Raw genomic sequence first — 16,388 nt, forward strand, 5'->3', positions numbered from 1 at the left:
AAATGCTATTACTCGATCTTGAATGGTTGGCACCCGTCACGCGTCTTCGTTCAGATAGATGGCTTGAGTTTTATGTACAGTGCGGAGATGGCAAGCTCACTTTAAATAGAGAGAGAGCGGCTAATGAAGCTGCTGACTTAGCGTTATTTGATCACCAATTTTACTTAGAAAATATGCACCGTCGTGATGATAATAAAGCTATAAATAATATCTGGGGGAGTGGTTATCGGGCAAACTCATTACTAAAGCAATTACGGGTAATGCAACAAAAGTTACTCGTTTGGCAAGGTTCAAGCTTTACTGTTAATGAAAATAATTTAAAGCATTGGTCTGCTATTTTGTCAAAAATAGATCCTGTTTGGCTCATAGCAATAGGTTACAGCGATAAAATCAAACAAAATTTACTTCACGTAGATAACGTAAGTGAATTAATAGACGAACAATGCTTTTCTGCATTCCCCAAAGGATTTAGTCAAAAGAAATATGCAGATAATCATGTACATTTAGGTGGGAACGGTAATTATACTCCAGCTCTAGCTGAGGTATCTCTGTTTTTAAGAAATAAACCTAAATCAATTTTTGAAAATAGCACTTCAACTCCTAAACTATCTGAATTTACCAAATATTCAAGTGGTGAGCGTAATATCAACGAGCTACCAGTTCTCATAAAGTTGTTGTTCAACGATTTAATAGCAACACTGGGAAAGGATAACAGTAAATGTAATAAAGTAGATTGGCAACGTCCCCAGTTTTGGACAATTCCTGATGAAAGTATAGGAGATCTACTAACTACAAGCTCGAAAAATAATAACGTAACTAAGCTACTTAATGCTGCCATTAATTGTAATAGACAAGACTCAAATAAGATGTGGTTATTAATAGCCATAGCATTAGTGCATCACGGGGATGTTTACGCGAGCTGCGATCTTTGGTTGTACAAACTGAGTGCTTACATTACAGGAAATAATATTTTACGTTCTATGATGATTAGCTCTGGTGTGGGCCTAACAAGTTTTGTTGAGCACTTTTCTTTTAAACCGAGGCAGGGCAGTGATCAAGTCATAGAATATGGTAAGCATAGTTACGAAAGTGACTCAGATAAAAATACGTTACGTGAATTTAAAATATCTGATCAGACGGTTACAGCAAGGTATTTAGCTGAATTTGGCTTTGATTTTATAGAAAAGAATCAATTTAATAATAGGCAATTTACCTTTCATTTTAGTCGTTCGTTTAAACAAAACTACCATGCCCAAGAAAAAGGAAATCTTCAAATATATGATAAACGTTATACAACAAAACGATTAGAATTATCAAAGTCATTACGTAGGCTGCAAAAAGTATTTACATCTTCTTCATTGCAAAAATATGAGTATGAAAAGCTAGGTAATTCGAAAGTACAAAGTTTAAATTTATGCGCGCTGATTCGTGGAATTGATGTTTCGGGTAATGAAAACGATTTTCCAATTGAGGTTTTTGCTCCCGCGATACGAGTGTTAAGAAATAGCGCTTATCAACCAGATAATAAAAATTTCATTCCTCAAAGGAAACTGCATTTAAGTATTCATGCGGGAGAAGATTTCAGCCATTTATTAACTGGTTTAAGAACCATTGATGAAACAATAGAATTTTGTGATTATGAATCTAGTGACAGAGTTGGTCATGCTTTAGCATTAGGGGTTGACGTTAAAAAATGGGCTTCTCGTCAGCAGCGCGCATACGTCCCTCTGAGTTCACATTTAGACAATTTAGTGTGGGTATATAATTATGCCATTGAGGTTACGAAAAAAGCCTCACAGTTTACTGTAATGTTAGCTGTTTTTGAGAGGAAAATATCAAAGTGGAGTCATAAGTTATTTGGTGAGGACAGATCTAAGTATATATTGTTCGAAGCCTGGCGGTTAAGAAGAAATTGTCCAGAATATTTTGATACAGAGTTAAATAACAGTAGTGAAGAGAGCGTGGCTTGGTTACCTGATTTTAAATCGAAAAGAATGAATATGAATGCAGAGGCTATTAAGTATTGGAAAGAATATACTGATAATGGAATTAAAAAAATAAAAAGAAATACCACTGAAAAAATTGTTAGTGTTTATTTTGGAGGCGACCATGCGCCCTTTATAAATGATGAGTATAGTGAGATTGTCGATAGATTTGAACTTGATTTTTATGAAGCTCTTCAAGATTATTTGATCGAGAAATATAGCAGAAAAGGTGTCGTTATCGAGGCTTGTCCAACATCTAACATCTATATTGGTCGGTTTAAGTGCTATTCAGAGCATCCAGTCTATCGATGGTATCCTGTAGATAATACTTTACTCAATGCAGGCGAAAAATTTAATCGTTTTGGTATTCGCACTGGACCAATTACTGTTTGTGTGAATACTGATGATGCTGGGCTTATGCCTTCTACAATTGAAAATGAGCATCGTATTTTAAAAGAGATAGCTATAAGTCATTTTAATATCGGTAATGAAATGGCCGAATGTTGGATTGAAAGATTACGCAAAATTGGTGTAGATATTTTTAAATCAAACCATATTGACTGTAGAGATTAGCTTCTTGAACTATATAACTTAATTTAGATCGTTGAAAAGTTAATATATGGAACTAATAAAAAACAAAATAACAGTAGCATAATCACCCAACCGCCAACTTCCCAGCTTCATGCCACATTTCACTTGGCATGGGGCTTGTTAACTTCCACGTTATATTCATCGGTTGACTGCCGTTGTGGCTTTGGTATTTAACCTCGCCGTAGTTTACAAAGCCCATAGTTCTGCCGTTTTCATCTTTACCTTGTTCGCGCACAAATAACAGGATGGTTTTGCCTGTTTGCTGGTGCTGAATATAACTAAGGCCACGGCCGTGTTCTGGGCGGGCGCTGTTTTGCGTTTGCCAATGGAACAAAGTAGGGCTGATTGCGTAGTCGTGATACAGCGTTGTGGGCGAGTAGGTTTTTTCGCATTTATTCAGCGTTACAAATAACAGCTCTAGGTTTTGGTTTTTAAATTCTAAAACGCCTTCGCGGGCGGTCGATTTTTTATCAAACGAGTGTGCGCCAAACGCGGCGAGTATTTGTTGGCGCGTGTAGCGGCTGTGTAATTTTATTGCGTGGCTTGGTAACAGACATTGATCAGACCAATTTCAAAAATTTCGATTTAATTTAAACGCTTAATTCTCTTTAATTTGATAAAATAACATCTCAACTTTGAGGTGTATATGAATCTAAAAATCAAACGGTTAGACCATCACGGTATTGTTTCAGGTATTATAGAAGACTTAAAAATTGTCAGCCTTTTAGATCAATACTTACCTCAAGACGATAAACAAGAAATCACCCCCGGTGAAGCTGTAAAAGGCATGATCATGAATGGACTCGGTTTTGCCAATCGACCTTTATCACTCAGCCCTCAATTTTTTACTAACTTGCCTCTTGAACATTTATTTCGTGAAGGGGTTCAAGCATCACATTTTAATCGTCACAAACTTGGTAGAACTCTCGATCAATGCTTCGAGTTTGGCTGTGAAAGCTTATTTTCATTAGTCTCCGGACAAGCATGTGAAATAGAGCAAGTTGATAAAACCTTTGAATCACTTGATACAACGAGTCATTCACTGACAGGTGAATATGCTTTTGATGATGGAGATAGTGATGAAAATGTCATTAAAATTACTCATGGCTATAGCAAGGCTCACCGTCCTGATTTAAAACAAGTCGTACAAGAAATCATTGTTAGCCAAGATGGTGGGATCCCGCTTGCATGTAAAAACTGGGATGGTAACAGCGCAGACACCGCTATTTTTAAAGCGCGAAGTAAGGCGCTTGTTGATGAGTTCACAAAAAGCCAAGCTCCTAAATACCTTGTGGCAGACTGTAAACTTTATCATAAAAGTAATGCTGAGTTTTTAACCAAAATTCAATTTCTCACGCTAGTACCTTCAACAATTTCTCTTGAAAAATCCTCTATAAGTACAGCCATAGCAGCCAACCAATGGGTTAATATTGATGATAATTATCAATATGTTATTGAAGAGGTTGATCATATGGGGATAGAGCAAAGATGGATGATTATTTATTCAAAAGCAGCTAATAGCCGAGCACAAAAAAGCATTGTTCGACAAGTTGAGCGAGCACACACAGGCATCAAAAAAGACCTCTTCCATTTACAAGCTCAACGTTTCGCTTGTCAAACTGACGCACAACGCGCATTAGATAAATTAGCGAAAAAGATGAAGCATCATCAAATAGCGACTCAGCAATTTATTAAGCATAAAGTCTATGAAGGTAAAGGGCGACCTAAAAAAGATGCGCCAGTAAAAAATATTGAATGGCAAATCACGGCAGAAATTGAAGAAAACGAAACCGCAATAAAACAGATTGTAGAACAAAAGTCATGCTTCGTATTAGCAACGAATATTGATAAAGAAGCCCTTTCACCAGTAGGTTTACTTAAGCATTACAAAGCACAATCTGAAGTAGAAAAAGGGTTTAGGTTTTTAAAAGACCCCTTGTTTTTTGTTTCATCATTATTTATCAAAAAGCCAAGTAGAATAGATGCTCTGTTGATGGTGATGACACTTTCATTGTTAGTTTATTCAATTGCGCAAAGACGAATGAGAGCGAATATGAAAAAAGAAAAAGCCACGATCGCGAATCAAATCAATAAAGAAATATCTAACCCAACATTACGTTGGGTCTTTCAGTGTTTTGAGGGAATTAATCTACTCCAGCAAGGCGACAAAATCAGCTTGGATGGTTTTGATGAGTTCAGGGAAAAAATAATAAGGCTCATTGGTGGACATGCGTTGAATTTATATAAAATCCAAAAAGTTGCCTAGGGGTCTGATCAATGCCTGTTGGTAAGCACGCTAAGTCGCTTTCTTGCTGGTGTATGCGGTTTATTAACAGCGTAATTACTTGAGCAAGTTCGTGCTGTAGCTCTTTGTGTTTAAGTGCTTGTAAGCTTTGTTCAAGGGTTTTAAACCCTAAACTTGTGCCTGTGTTATCCCAAAAGTTGTAATGCGCCATAAGCGCGTACTGTTGGTTTTGCGCTGTTGGCGTAAAGCTAAAGTTGTTATTACATAAATCACGTAAAAAGCATAAGTAACTGAGTGAGTTGCAGCTGAGTAATTGGGTGTTGATAGCGCGATAATACGCGGCGTAAATATCGGCTTGTTCTGCTGAACTTTCATCGCCTTTAAGCCAGTGCCAGCCGCCGAGCTTTTTATCTTTTGGTTTGTATATATCTTCAAGCGTGACTTGTGAGTTTAAGCGTAAAAAATTACTTAGCGTAAGCGCATCATTGGTATGTTGCGAATAACTATTTATTAGCTGCTGTAGTCGGCGCTTTGTGTTTATGGCTTGCTGAATATTTTTTAATATTGTTTGTTGCGTGTGCTTTTGTAGCTCTATACGACAACCTAGCGGTAAATGCGGGAAGTTGTCTTCAATCTCGGTTTTTATTGGTTGATTACTTTTACCAATGAGTGCGCGAAATTTACTGGCAAAGTTGTATTCTGGGCGGGCATTGCCTACAAAGTCGAGCACGGTACAGCATTGTTTTTGGCTGTTGTCGGGTAAGCGTAAACCACTCTCCTTGCTGTTTTTGGTTAGCCATTTTAGTTATTCAAATTATGTATAAATTTAATATACCTAACTCTAAGTACATCGACAAATTTAGCTTAAACGCGATTGCTGAGGCATCTCCCCGTGATCACACCCGAAATTGAATTAATTATGAGTAATTAACAGCATGGATGCTGTTAAAAGCGTAGCTTGGTCATGGATGGCCTATCTACGCTGGTTACGTTCATTTCATTATTTTAAATTGAGGAAATAATGTGATCCTCGGGGCGCCGTGGGGTTCCAAGGGGCGGTAGGCGGTATCCGCCCCTTGGTTGCCATCGCCAACGCGATATTAAGTAAATCATTTTAAAAGCCTATTTTTTAAACCCATGTTTTATATATAAAAAATATGAGTTTACCTTGACTGCTCTGACATAGTAATTGAGTATGTATTACTCAAAATCCGTTTTTGTTAAGTCATATATTAAGTTGTTGCAAGGAAGTCATAGTTTTTTTTACTATAAGTTCTTTTGGCCTGTTGCTGCTGTATATCACTTTTAAAGCAACGTAGCTTGATAATTTTAAGAGTTAAATAAGAGGTCAAAAATGAGTGTGAGTTTATTAGAAAAAACATTTAAATTATTGTTAGACAAGAACTTTAAAGCTCTATCTAGTCGGTCTGAAGAAACGTCAGTATTAGAATTAATAAAATTTGATGAAAATAAAAAGTCTGATGTTTTAGCATGGCTTTTAGACCCAAACGGTGGCCATCAACAAGGAGATTATTTCTTAAAAGCCTTGCTCTACCACGTTTTTAATGTTGCTGATGATGAGCAGTTAGGAAATTTTTTAAGCTCCTTTGAGTTACTTTCTAACTCTACTTCACAAGCGAAAGTTATTCGCGAATTTCCTATAAATGCTGGTGCTGGAAGGATTGACTTACTTGTTTTAGATCCAAGCCAAAAGTTGGCTGTTGTTATTGAAAGAAAAGACGGCAGTAGATTACAAAATCAACAATTAAACAAATATGCCAGTTGGATAGAAGCTAACTATGCTGATTGGAATAAAGTATATGTGTTGTCTGATAGTTACTTTAAAAACCATGGTGACGAGTATGACGCTCGATTTGTGAAGGTTGATGACACTTGGTTATCAGATGCAATACTTGATGTAATTGGGCGCGAATTATTAACCAAAAGACAAGAGCACCAACTACAAGATGTTCATGATTTCATTTTTGCTGAATGGGATGAGAAAAGGGATCCTTACTGTAAAAATTATAATAAATTATTAAATACGGTATCAGCTAACCACTTCGAAACACTTCGTCTACTAGAAAAGCAGGAGCTTAAGTATAATAAAAAATTATATCCTTTCATTGAGTTAACTCCGCTAGAATATTTTGGCTATGTATTACCAAACGCGCATGATTATGATGATTGGCAACTAAAACTTGCTGAATTAATACAGCATAATCATAAGGTATTTAATCAGTTGCATGGTTTAAATGAGTTTGGCCTCTTTGAGGAGACCATACTAAAACAATTTCCTCAGCTAAGCATCTGTATTGAAGATAGCGAAATGCTATTAATGTTAACTAAGCATACACCTAGTGAGGATGATTACTGGCCATACTATCTTGAAATCAAACGCGACAAAAAGCAAGACAATCAAGATATCTACACTGTATCTATTAACGCTAGTCGTTATTCGCCAGAAGATTTTCATCATTTAGCTGAAAAAGTTGCTGATACATATAAAATGAAAAGACAATCTAATTGGCGCTCTAAACATGAGATTTTGTTGGAGAATATTGAAACTTTAGCTTTAGATGGGGGAGGTGATTCACTCTACCATGTGATTAAAGATTTTTATGATGCAATAAAAGGTATTAAGCTTAAGGCTTAAGAAAGCTCATGGTTAAATAATTTTATGTGAAAAAGCAGATTAACATTTTAGCCTGCTTATTTATTGATTTTTAAAGCCATGTTGGCGCTTTAGCGCTTTCAAACTGACGATAGCCAACATAAAATTGATCACGATTTAAGTTTTGCTTAATTACTTGCGTAATTAACTGCTCGTAAATACCAATTCGCTGCATTAAAACTACTCCCTGTTTGCGAGTAGTTAGTTTACTTAAAAGTGCATTGTAAACAAGCATTAACTCATTATTGAATTGAAGGCTGTTGCTTAGGCCGCTCTCCCGTGATCACACCCGAAATTGAATTAATTATGAGTGATAGCAGCATGGCGGAATTTTGTTCCCGACAAATTCCAAGTACCTAAATCCCTTTAGGCAATGTGCGTTAAGCGATGCTTACACAAGGACGTGTTTCATCGCGTTTACGTTCATATCATTAATTTAAATTGAGGAAATAGTGTGATCCTCGGGGCGCCGTGGGTGACGAATGACCAAAGCGTAGCTTTGCAGCTTGAGGAAGTGGAAGCATGGATGCTGACAGGAACCCGACTTCAGGGATGAATTATTAGCAGCAGAGCTTATTTGAAGAAGACCGCCCCTTGGTTGCCATCGCCAACGCGATATAAGTAAATTATTTTAAAAGCTACGCTTTTCGCGCGAGCAAGCTTTGCGCCTACAGCCAATTTTAAGGCCGCTGCTAAGACAATTCTCCCCCTTTCGACTTTACCTGAAAACACATAATTAATGAGTAATTACTTCGCATGGATTCGAGGAAGGTGATGCTTGCAAATGGGTGAAAAACGTAGTTTTGAACGAGAGGGTATGGATACCCGAACTGGGCAGCGTTCAGGGATGTGAAAGTTGTGCTTTCATCGCGTTTACGTTCATATTAATTTTGTGTTTAAAGATAAGTAAAGTTGCGGGGCGCCGTGTGATACCAAAGAGAGACCGGCGCTTGTCTTTCTTTGGTTGCCATCGCCAATGCGATATTAAGTAAATTCAATTTAAAAGCTTCGCTTTTCGCGCAAGCAAGCTTTGCGCCTACAGGTGTTTGAGTGAGCTTTGTTTAAAAGCCAAAGTGCGAAGTAAATTCGCACCTACGGTTTTGTTGAGCGCGGTGCTTAAATTACTGTAGGTGAGGTTTTATTTATGAACCTTTTTTTAGCTCTGTAATCGCTTTAATGCTAAATACGTGCATAGTTATGTAGTGTTGCTTTTTAATGACTGTTTTTACAATACTTTGATCAATATTTAAGTAATCGTGAACAAGTGCATTTCGTAAGCCTATAATTTTACGCCATGAAAGTAGTTCTGCCTCGCTCAAAAAGCCTAGATTAGTAAGTTCGCTAAATGTTTGGTAGGCATTGCTGCTGGTACTACTTTTGTGCTGCTTTAGCCAATGTTTTGATAAACCAATACACACCTCGGTCATTAACTGTAGTAATCGCTCTGCAGCTCGGTAGTCTCTGCTATTAAGTGAATCGATTTGACTGAGTTCGTCGAGTTCATGTATATATTCGTCAATATGGCGTGTTACTTCACTTAAATAAAGTGTAATTCCGGTATCAGTCATGTTTACTCGCTATGGTTTCAAATTCAAACTGGCTATAAATACGTTGCTGCTCTTTCATCGCTCTAACACTATTATTGCTTATAATTATTTTTCCATACTCAATAACGTTGAAAGCTAAATAACTTGGAATAATATTTATATCTATAATAGAAACAAGTTGCTCATTGAGGTTGAGTGCATTACTTATTTCAAGCTCAAGCTCTTTTGGTCTAAGGCGCTTATCAAAGAACTCCAGATCAAAGTTTTTAAATGCTACGGCTAAGTCAATGTCACTATGGGGTTGGGCTGTCCCTTTTGCGTGGGAGCCATATAACCAAACCACGTCAATGTCGGTGTTTTGCTGCAAGTACTTAATTATTTTCTGTATAACTTCATTTGCCACGAAAAACTAACCATTGATAAAAACTGTAATAATAACCTATCAGTTTTCTAGTGAACATTAAAATTGATATTAGTTTTATTTAATAGCAAGCTGGGCATCTGCAGTTGCTTAGATGAGCTTAAGTAATTTATATTTTATTGATGAAGCTTAGATTCTATTATTTATAAATAAGGTAAAGTTAACTTGTGGACGATAAATATACATTTAAACTCAAAAATAACTTATTTACTTCTGAATTAGCCCACATTGATTTATGCATAAAAATAATTAATAGAGTTGCAAATAATACAATTACCAAATATGGATGCGTTTATTTAGGTTTGAAAAATAAATTAAAACCAAAATCGCGATGTAAAATCGCACCTACGGTTTTGTTGAATGTGGTGTTTAAATTATTATAGGTGAGGTTTACACCTCGTTTTAAATTGCTTGTTTATTTATTCTCTGTGCAGCGCTTAAAAGTAATGAGGCAATTAACCCCGTTATTCGCCTCATTGTATGAGGCGAATAAATGTTTTTAGGTTGAACGGGCACTGTTGCATGTTAAAAGCTACGCTTTTCGCGCGAGTAATCTTGATGTACTTTAAAACATTTATAGGTACACTATTTTAAGCTTTTTAATTTAACGGATTAACAATGATTAAATGGATTTTACTAATTTTAACCACAGTATTTGCTACAGAGCTATATGCTGATGAGGCGTACTCCCAAGCTCATTGCGATAGTATTAAAAAAGAACGCGAAGCTATTCGATCGCAATTTAGAGGTGGCTACAGCACAAAAGAAGGTGAGCGTTTAACTGCACGCGATAAAGCGCTATTTACCTTGCTTGCTGATCATTGCAATACACCTAAAAAAGCGAGTAGTTCCTATCAGGCCACTTCCTCTGCGACGACTAAAGCATCGAATAGTCATTGGTTACTCAACCAAAAAGTATCAAATATGTCTTTGCACAGTGGAAAGAGCGTTCATAAATATGTTTAAAACAAAATTACGCGTGGTGTTTGTATTTTTTGTGTTGCTGGTTGCCTCGGCGCTCATTGCTAATCATTTTACTGGGCGGGTATTTAATTATAATGACCCAATTGGTGAGGTTAAACGCCTATATAACAGTTTAGCGTTGCAGATAGTGACTGAGCCTATAAACACAAAACAGTCTAAAAAAGTAAGCACAACGAGGTTGCAAAAAACGTTAGCATCTGCCGATAATCATTTATTTCAGGCTAACAATACGCGCTGCGCAGATATATCGTTAGGTGAGGTTAAATATAAACGTAATGGCGATATATTCACGTGGACAGACAGTGACGGTGTGCCGCATTTTAGTGATAAAAAACCTGACTTTGCAGTAGCGACCTACAGTACAGGTTTTGCTGAACCACTTGACTACTTTGAGCTTACTTTAAAAACGCCTAATTTACCGTCGTCGTTTAATCAAGAGCTACGCATTAAACTTAACACAGTATTTAAGGTGTACGGCCAAATTATTGGTGTACATGCACTTAAAAAGGTAAAGCTGAATTTAACGGTATTGGCTAAGCGCCGTGCTTACGAGGCCGCAATAAAGCAACGCGGTGGTGAGCCTATAAACACTGCGGGTATGTATTTTCACGCGAGTAATTCTGCTTTTATTCACTATGATAATGCACACAGTGCAATGCGCACGTCGGTTCATGAGGCGGTGCATGCTATTAATAAGGCTGTGTTAGGTTATACACCAAGATGGTTAAATGAGGGGTTTGCTGAGTACTTTGAGCTGACTAAAAATAATATGCAAACGGCTGTTGTAGAGCCAAATAGGTCGTGGACAACAAATAGCAGTATCGCTAAAAGTGTATTCACAATTAATTGGTTAATCGGCTTGGAGGATACGTGGCAAAAAGGCGACAACAGCAAACTTTATGCAAGTAGCTGGGCTGCTATTTATTTTTTAATGGATACACAGGCAGGGAGAGCTTTACTAAAAAATATAATGCTTGCTGAGCAACAGTCACCGTGTAGCAAGTTGTCTGAACAAAAATTAAAAAAGATGTTGTATACACAATTACCAAATCTTAAACGTGAATATTCTCAGTGGTTAAAAATACCTTTTAAAGTACATAATTTTTAACCTGTTTGGAGTGTATTGATAAGGTGAGTGGACGGATGGAAATTGGGTTTGGATTTGCGTTATAAATGCCTCATCCGCAGTGATTTAAAATTAAAATAAAGCGTGATGTTAGATCATACCTACAAATTAAAAGCTGCGCTTTTTACGCAAGCAAGCTTGGCGTCTACAGGCGTTTAGGCTGGCTTTGTTTATTGCCATCGCCAGTGCATATAAGTAATTAAAAGCTGCGCTTTTTACGCAAGCAAGCTTGGCGTTTACAGGTGTTTAGGCCAGCTTTGTTTGTTGCCATCGCCAGTGCATATAAGTAATTAAAAGCTGCGCTTTTTACGCAAGCAAGCTTGGCGTCTACAGGTGTTTAGGTGGGTTTTATTTGTTGCCATCGCCAGTGCATATAAGTAATTAAAAGCTGCGCTTTTTACGCAAGCAAGCTTGGCGTCTACAGGTGTTTAGGTTGGCTTTGTTTATTGCCATCGTTAGTGCATATAAGTAATTAAAAGCTGCGTTTTTTACGCAAGCAAGCTTGGCGTCTACAGGTGTTTAGGTGGGTTTTGTTTGTTTCCATCGCTAATGCATATAAGTAATTAAAAGCTGCGCTTTTTACGCAAGCAAGCTTGGCGTCTACAGGTGTATAGGTTGGCTTTGTTTGTATACGCGAGTAAGTTCGTTATTTACAGGTGATTAGGTGAGCTTTGTTTGTAGACGTAGAGCTTGCTCACGTGAGAGGCGTTTAAATGTTCTATGTGGTGTTACTCTACTTCGACGCTAATAAGTGATTTATAAGCGCCGCTTTCTAGGGCATCAAAATACGCTTGGTAACGGCCTGTTTGCTTAAACTTTACTAACTCTTGGTTAAAAATAACTAATAGCTTTTCGCTGCTTGGGTTATTTTTTGGGAATAATAAAAAGCTTTGATTTACTAACACTGGCTTTGGATGATGACTAATAGTATCAATAAGCTCAGGCAACTTGGTATTTAGGGTGTGATAGCCTACATTTTGCTCTTCGGCAAAAGCGTCAATGCGGCCCATCACTAAACGCTGAAAATTTTGCTCTGTTGTACTTACGCGCGATATTTCAAATAAGCCTTCTTCAATTGCTTTATCAAACTTTTTGCCATAACTGTAGCCGAGCCCGCCTCCTAGTAGTAGACCTTTTAAATCACTGAGTTTGTACCAGCTAAACTGCCGCTGTTTTTGATAAAAAAATACAAACCGTTCATTTAGTACCGCCTCGCTATATAAATAGTGATGTGCGCGGTCTTTTTCAAACATCCACACTGCGGTGGCTGCGTATTTATTATTAAGGGTGTCGTGATAGGCGCGCGGCCATGGTAAAAATGTAAAGCTGACCTCAATATTGGCTTGTGCAAATACGTCAGTGATCAAGTGAGCAATTACGCCTTTATAAGGTAACGATTCACTTAAAAATGGTGGCCATTCACCTGCGCTAATTTGCAGGGTTTTAAGGTTATTAGTCGCAGCCTGATTTTCTACCTCAATCGCGTGACTGTAATAACTCATAAAAACCATTAACAATAAAGGCATAGCATAAATACAGCGTTTTAATTTAGCCATTAGCATAAAACTCATTTGCATAACTTTACCTTTTTTGTATAAACCTTAGTTAAACATAACAATAGCTGGTAAAAGCTGGTTAGTTTATGCTTAAACCGTATACTCGCTTAACTGAATACGCAGTAAACTACTCTTTAGTTTGCATGCTTTTAGCGCGCGCTTCTGCATCTATTAATGCTTGTGATTTAGGTGTACGTTTTTTCTTTTCTATAACCGGTTTTTCGGTTGATTCGGGATCCCAGCTTGGATCTAACGATAGGTTTGCAAATGGGTTGCTGCTGTCAGTTTTTGCTGCTTCAACGTTAGGTTCAACAGGTTTTGGCTTGTCTTGTGTTTTTACTCCAGGTAATGGTGCATCAGGATCGAAAGTGCGCACTTCTGGCTCTTTAAAGTCGTGCTCGTTACTAAATAAAGTCGCCTGCGGTGCAAATACTTTTTCAACTGCATGTGCATTTTCATTAGGTGCAGGTGAGTGTATTAACTCAGGAGGTTTGATGGCCGGCTCTGAAACTAACTCCTCACTCTTTTGATCATTACGTACTGCGCTTTCGTGCTTATGTGGATTGTTAATTGCTAAGGCATCGGGATCAAATTTACGAACTTTTGGCTCATTAAAGTCATTGGCGCTTTTTATACGCGCTGCAGCCTTGTTCGCTGCGGCTTCAAACTCTGCGGCTTCAAACTCTGCGGCTTCAAACTCTGCGGCTTCAAACTCTGCGGCTTCAAACTCTGCGGTATTAAGCTGCGGTATTGGCTCACTTAATATAGCTGATTTTTTTTGATCTAAGGCATTTATTGTTGATTTTTTATTTATATTATCGGCTGCAGGTTCGGCTACTTTTGCTTTAGATGCATTCAATGGGGGAGTTGTTTGCGCTACGCTCGAAATAGCGGTGGTTTCTTTGTTTTGCTTAGCACGGCGCAAACGGACTATAGCCATAACTGCAATAAGCACCACTATAAGCAGTATCAAGCTAGGTAAAAGAAGTGAGTGCGTGCTTTTTACTACTGGCTCAGAGGGCTGAGTGGGAATTAACGTTGGCGCTGGTTTTAATGTTGATAAAGGCTCTGGGAGTACTTCTTTAGTGAGTGTACTGTTTGGTTTTATGGGGTTATTTGGCGGGGTTGGCTTTTGCTCTGAAATAACCACTTTTGGATTAGCTTGTGGTTTGTGAACTACTGGTTTTACATCAAGCATGGCTTGACTTTTATTATCGGTAAGAGGCACAACAGTGGGTGTTTGTTGTTCATTAACTACGTTTTTATTTACTGTTTCAGTGATTACTTCACTCACTGCTTCACTGGTTTTTTCGACTACAGGCGTTGGCTTGGCAGTAATAGGTACAGTTTTAACTTGTGCTTGTAGTTGCTTGGGAGGGATACAGTTTTTACTGTGATCGCGTACTGCATTACGGTAGTTTCTACTTGTTTTATCATTACTGTGTTGCTGCATTTCTTGTTTTATAAGTATGCACATAGCCTCGTTATAAGCTGCGCTATTAATACTATAAAGTAGGGCAAAACAAAGTGTGAGGCGTGTAAATAAAGTTATCATAAAGGTAAAAGCGCTTAAACATTAATGGTTTGATTTTAAGCGCAAAATTAAAAATTATCTAGAGTGGATTAGTCTATTACCATAAGGCTGCGATATTCGTCGTAAGCAAATTGGTCAGTCATGCCACTTATATAATCTTGAATTAATCTACAGCGATAATAAAACTCATAGGCGGCAAAATGATCGGGCTCCTCTTGCATAGCGTCTATGGCATGTTGGTAGCTATTTAGGTGTTTTTTAGAAAGCTTTTTAACCAAGCGTGATTCTATTAATAGGCGTGAGTCGCCGTTTAATGCGCGCTTAAAGTCGTCGCTGTTTAATAGCAGTAATGGCTTATAGCAGTCGAGTAGGCCGTTAATAATTCGGTAACCTTGCAGCTCTAGCTTTTCGACCTCTTTGTTAGAAAAAACATGCTCAAGGGCTACTTGTTTTAGTGTTTTGGTTACCGCGTGCAGGTGGCTTCTGTCTTCTAATAGGGCATAGTTAAAGTCGCCATGATAAATAGGCTCTATGTTTTCGATAAACCGTTTTGCAGCATGGCCAACGAGCGGGTGCAGTAGTGATACTCTAAGGTATATAAAAAACTCACTGTTAAAATTGTACGGCTGGGCTTTGGCGCGATCGAGTGCGTAATCTACCGCTTTATCTACAAAATTTTCATGTTCGGTGTCGTCTATTGTAAGGTTTATAAGTGCTTTTTTATAATGATTTTTAAGCTGTGTGCAAAGGAACTCGGTACTTATTATGCCCTTTTCTACAGCGTCTTCTATATCGGCTAGGCAATACGATATATCGTCGGCGGCTTCCATTATGTAACTTGCGGGATGGCGGCAATATGGCTCAATAGTGAGCTCGTTTTGCAATGCTTCAACAAAGGCTTTTTCGCTGTAGTAGTAACCTACTTTTTTCATTAAGTAATTTTTGTTTTGCGGTATGTTTTTTACATCAAGTCCCGCTGGACGGGTGTATTTTAAAATACCGGCGCTTTGGCTATACGTTAAATTAAGCGTTTGCAAAGAATGAATAATACGTATGCCTTGAGCATTACCTTCAAAATTACAAATATCAAGTGCAAGGTGTTTAAAAACCACGCCTATGCCGGTATTAGGCTCTTGGCAGCGCATTGGTGTAATGCTCACTAAGTTGTTATTAAACCAATGGTTAATTGCAGCTTCGCCAAAGTGACCAAAGGGTGGGTTGCCTATGTCATGCATCAGGCAGGCCATTTCGACTAAGCTTTCAAGTGGGCGTTCAAGCCCTGTTAGCCCGTAGTCTTTTTGCTGTTGGTAGCTTAAATTAGCAAAAATACGCTGCACTATAAAACGACCAACTTGCTGTACTTCAAGCGAATGAGTAAGACGCGAACGAACTGCTGCATTACGCTCAAGTGGAAAAACTTGTGTTTTTTGCTGCAACCGACGAATAGCTGCGCTATTTATTATGCGACCACGGTCGCTTTCAAGCGCCATTTGCAAGTTAGATGTAGTGCGATACATACGCGCTGGCGTTATTTTTTTACTAAAGTCGATAGTCATCGTAGTCCTTTTTATAATTGATGACTGGCAAATTAAGTGCGCGATGTCATTCTTTATTAATACTTAAACGTTAATATATACACCTAGGCGAGTTAGGTACAGGTGCTTGTATCATTTGGGTGTCACCAATTGTATTATAAAGTTAGATTTTTCAGTATTTAACGTATTT

11 protein-coding genes and 2 pseudogenes are annotated in these 16,388 nt (G+C 37.9%); 5 read left to right on the forward strand and 8 right to left on the reverse strand.

Annotation, left to right across the window (positions count from 1 at the left end):
• The first annotated feature begins 2 nt into the window (after positions 1 to 2).
• Entirely contained in the window at positions 3 to 2,558 is a 2,556-nt protein-coding gene (locus PALI_RS17050) for an amidohydrolase family protein (protein ID WP_193156823.1), read from the forward strand.
• 82 nt (positions 2,559 to 2,640) lie between these two features.
• Here PALI_RS17050 and PALI_RS17055 read toward each other — a convergent pair.
• Positions 2,641 to 3,129 (reverse strand): annotated as a pseudogene (locus PALI_RS17055) (DUF3427 domain-containing protein); the annotation flags it as partial.
• Positions 3,130 to 3,222: 93 nt separating this feature from the next.
• Between PALI_RS17055 and PALI_RS17060 the strand changes: the two are divergent.
• Positions 3,223 to 4,842 (forward strand): IS1634 family transposase, encoded by a 1,620-nt coding sequence (locus tag PALI_RS17060; protein ID WP_193154366.1) that lies wholly within the window; start codon positions 3,223 to 3,225, stop codon positions 4,840 to 4,842.
• Between the two features lie 19 nt (positions 4,843 to 4,861).
• On the opposite strand, the pseudogene PALI_RS17065 reads toward PALI_RS17060, so the two are convergent.
• Positions 4,862 to 5,593, reverse strand: a pseudogene (locus PALI_RS17065) (DUF3427 domain-containing protein); the annotation flags it as partial.
• Between the two features lie 582 nt (positions 5,594 to 6,175).
• On the opposite strand from PALI_RS17065, the gene PALI_RS17070 reads away from it, so the two are divergent.
• Positions 6,176 to 7,477 (forward strand): PDDEXK-like family protein, encoded by a 1,302-nt coding sequence (locus tag PALI_RS17070; protein ID WP_193156824.1) that lies wholly within the window; start codon positions 6,176 to 6,178, stop codon positions 7,475 to 7,477.
• A 70-nt stretch (positions 7,478 to 7,547) separates the two neighbouring features.
• On the opposite strand, the gene PALI_RS20280 is transcribed toward PALI_RS17070, so the two are convergent.
• The 3 genes from PALI_RS20280 to mntA form a co-directional block, all read right to left on the reverse strand.
• Positions 7,548 to 7,670: a hypothetical protein gene (locus PALI_RS20280; protein ID WP_264299779.1), complete on the reverse strand. Its 123-nt coding sequence runs from the start codon at positions 7,668 to 7,670 to the stop codon at positions 7,548 to 7,550.
• 967 nt (positions 7,671 to 8,637) lie between these two features.
• The gene (hepT, locus tag PALI_RS17075) at positions 8,638 to 9,063 is read right to left on the reverse strand and encodes a type VII toxin-antitoxin system HepT family RNase toxin (protein ID WP_193156825.1); all 426 of its coding nucleotides are present in this window, start codon (positions 9,061 to 9,063) and stop codon (positions 8,638 to 8,640) included.
• A complete protein-coding gene (mntA, locus tag PALI_RS17080) occupies positions 9,056 to 9,445 on the reverse strand; it encodes a type VII toxin-antitoxin system MntA family adenylyltransferase antitoxin (protein WP_007379066.1) in 390 nt (129 codons plus the stop codon). Before mntA ends, hepT begins: the two co-directional genes overlap by 8 nt.
• 636 nt (positions 9,446 to 10,081) lie before the next feature.
• Here mntA and PALI_RS17085 point away from each other — a divergent pair.
• Complete coding sequence (locus PALI_RS17085) at positions 10,082 to 10,429, forward strand: hypothetical protein (protein ID WP_226894577.1); 348 nt, start codon at positions 10,082 to 10,084, stop codon at positions 10,427 to 10,429.
• Positions 10,422 to 11,555, forward strand: a complete 1,134-nt coding sequence (locus PALI_RS17090; RefSeq protein WP_193156826.1) for a DUF1570 domain-containing protein — start codon at positions 10,422 to 10,424, stop codon at positions 11,553 to 11,555. Before PALI_RS17085 ends, PALI_RS17090 begins: the two co-directional genes overlap by 8 nt.
• 746 nt (positions 11,556 to 12,301) lie before the next feature.
• On the opposite strand, the gene PALI_RS17095 is transcribed toward PALI_RS17090, so the two are convergent.
• The 3 genes from PALI_RS17095 to dgt all read right to left on the reverse strand — a co-directional run bounded on the left by PALI_RS17095 (position 12,302) and on the right by dgt (position 16,219).
• Positions 12,302 to 13,150: a substrate-binding periplasmic protein gene (locus PALI_RS17095; protein ID WP_226894578.1), complete on the reverse strand. Its 849-nt coding sequence runs from the start codon at positions 13,148 to 13,150 to the stop codon at positions 12,302 to 12,304.
• 106 nt (positions 13,151 to 13,256) lie between these two features.
• Positions 13,257 to 14,684: a cell surface protein gene (locus tag PALI_RS17100; RefSeq protein ID WP_193156827.1), complete on the reverse strand. Its 1,428-nt coding sequence runs from the start codon at positions 14,682 to 14,684 to the stop codon at positions 13,257 to 13,259.
• Between the two features lie 68 nt (positions 14,685 to 14,752).
• Positions 14,753 to 16,219: a dGTPase gene (gene dgt / locus PALI_RS17105; RefSeq protein WP_138585448.1), complete on the reverse strand. Its 1,467-nt coding sequence runs from the start codon at positions 16,217 to 16,219 to the stop codon at positions 14,753 to 14,755.
• Positions 16,220 to 16,388 lie beyond the last annotated feature (169 nt).

This window comes from Pseudoalteromonas aliena SW19 (assembly GCF_014905615.1).
Lineage (GTDB): Bacteria > Pseudomonadota > Gammaproteobacteria > Enterobacterales > Alteromonadaceae > Pseudoalteromonas > Pseudoalteromonas aliena.

Coding starts and splice junctions, on each gene's coding strand:
- PALI_RS17050 (WP_193156823.1), top strand. CDS start 3: ATGCTATTACTCGATCTTGAATGGTTGGCACCCGTCACGCGTCTTCGT.
- PALI_RS17060 (WP_193154366.1), top strand. CDS start 3,223: ATGAATCTAAAAATCAAACGGTTAGACCATCACGGTATTGTTTCAGGT.
- PALI_RS17070 (WP_193156824.1), top strand. CDS start 6,176: ATGAGTGTGAGTTTATTAGAAAAAACATTTAAATTATTGTTAGACAAG.
- PALI_RS20280 (WP_264299779.1), bottom strand. CDS start 7,670: ATGCAGCGAATTGGTATTTACGAGCAGTTAATTACGCAAGTAATTAAG.
- hepT (WP_193156825.1), bottom strand. CDS start 9,063: ATGACTGATACCGGAATTACACTTTATTTAAGTGAAGTAACACGCCAT.
- PALI_RS17085 (WP_226894577.1), top strand. CDS start 10,082: ATGATTAAATGGATTTTACTAATTTTAACCACAGTATTTGCTACAGAG.
- PALI_RS17090 (WP_193156826.1), top strand. CDS start 10,422: ATGTTTAAAACAAAATTACGCGTGGTGTTTGTATTTTTTGTGTTGCTG.
- PALI_RS17095 (WP_226894578.1), bottom strand. CDS start 13,150: ATGCAAATGAGTTTTATGCTAATGGCTAAATTAAAACGCTGTATTTAT.
- PALI_RS17100 (WP_193156827.1), bottom strand. CDS start 14,684: ATGATAACTTTATTTACACGCCTCACACTTTGTTTTGCCCTACTTTAT.
- dgt (WP_138585448.1), bottom strand. CDS start 16,219: ATGACTATCGACTTTAGTAAAAAAATAACGCCAGCGCGTATGTATCGC.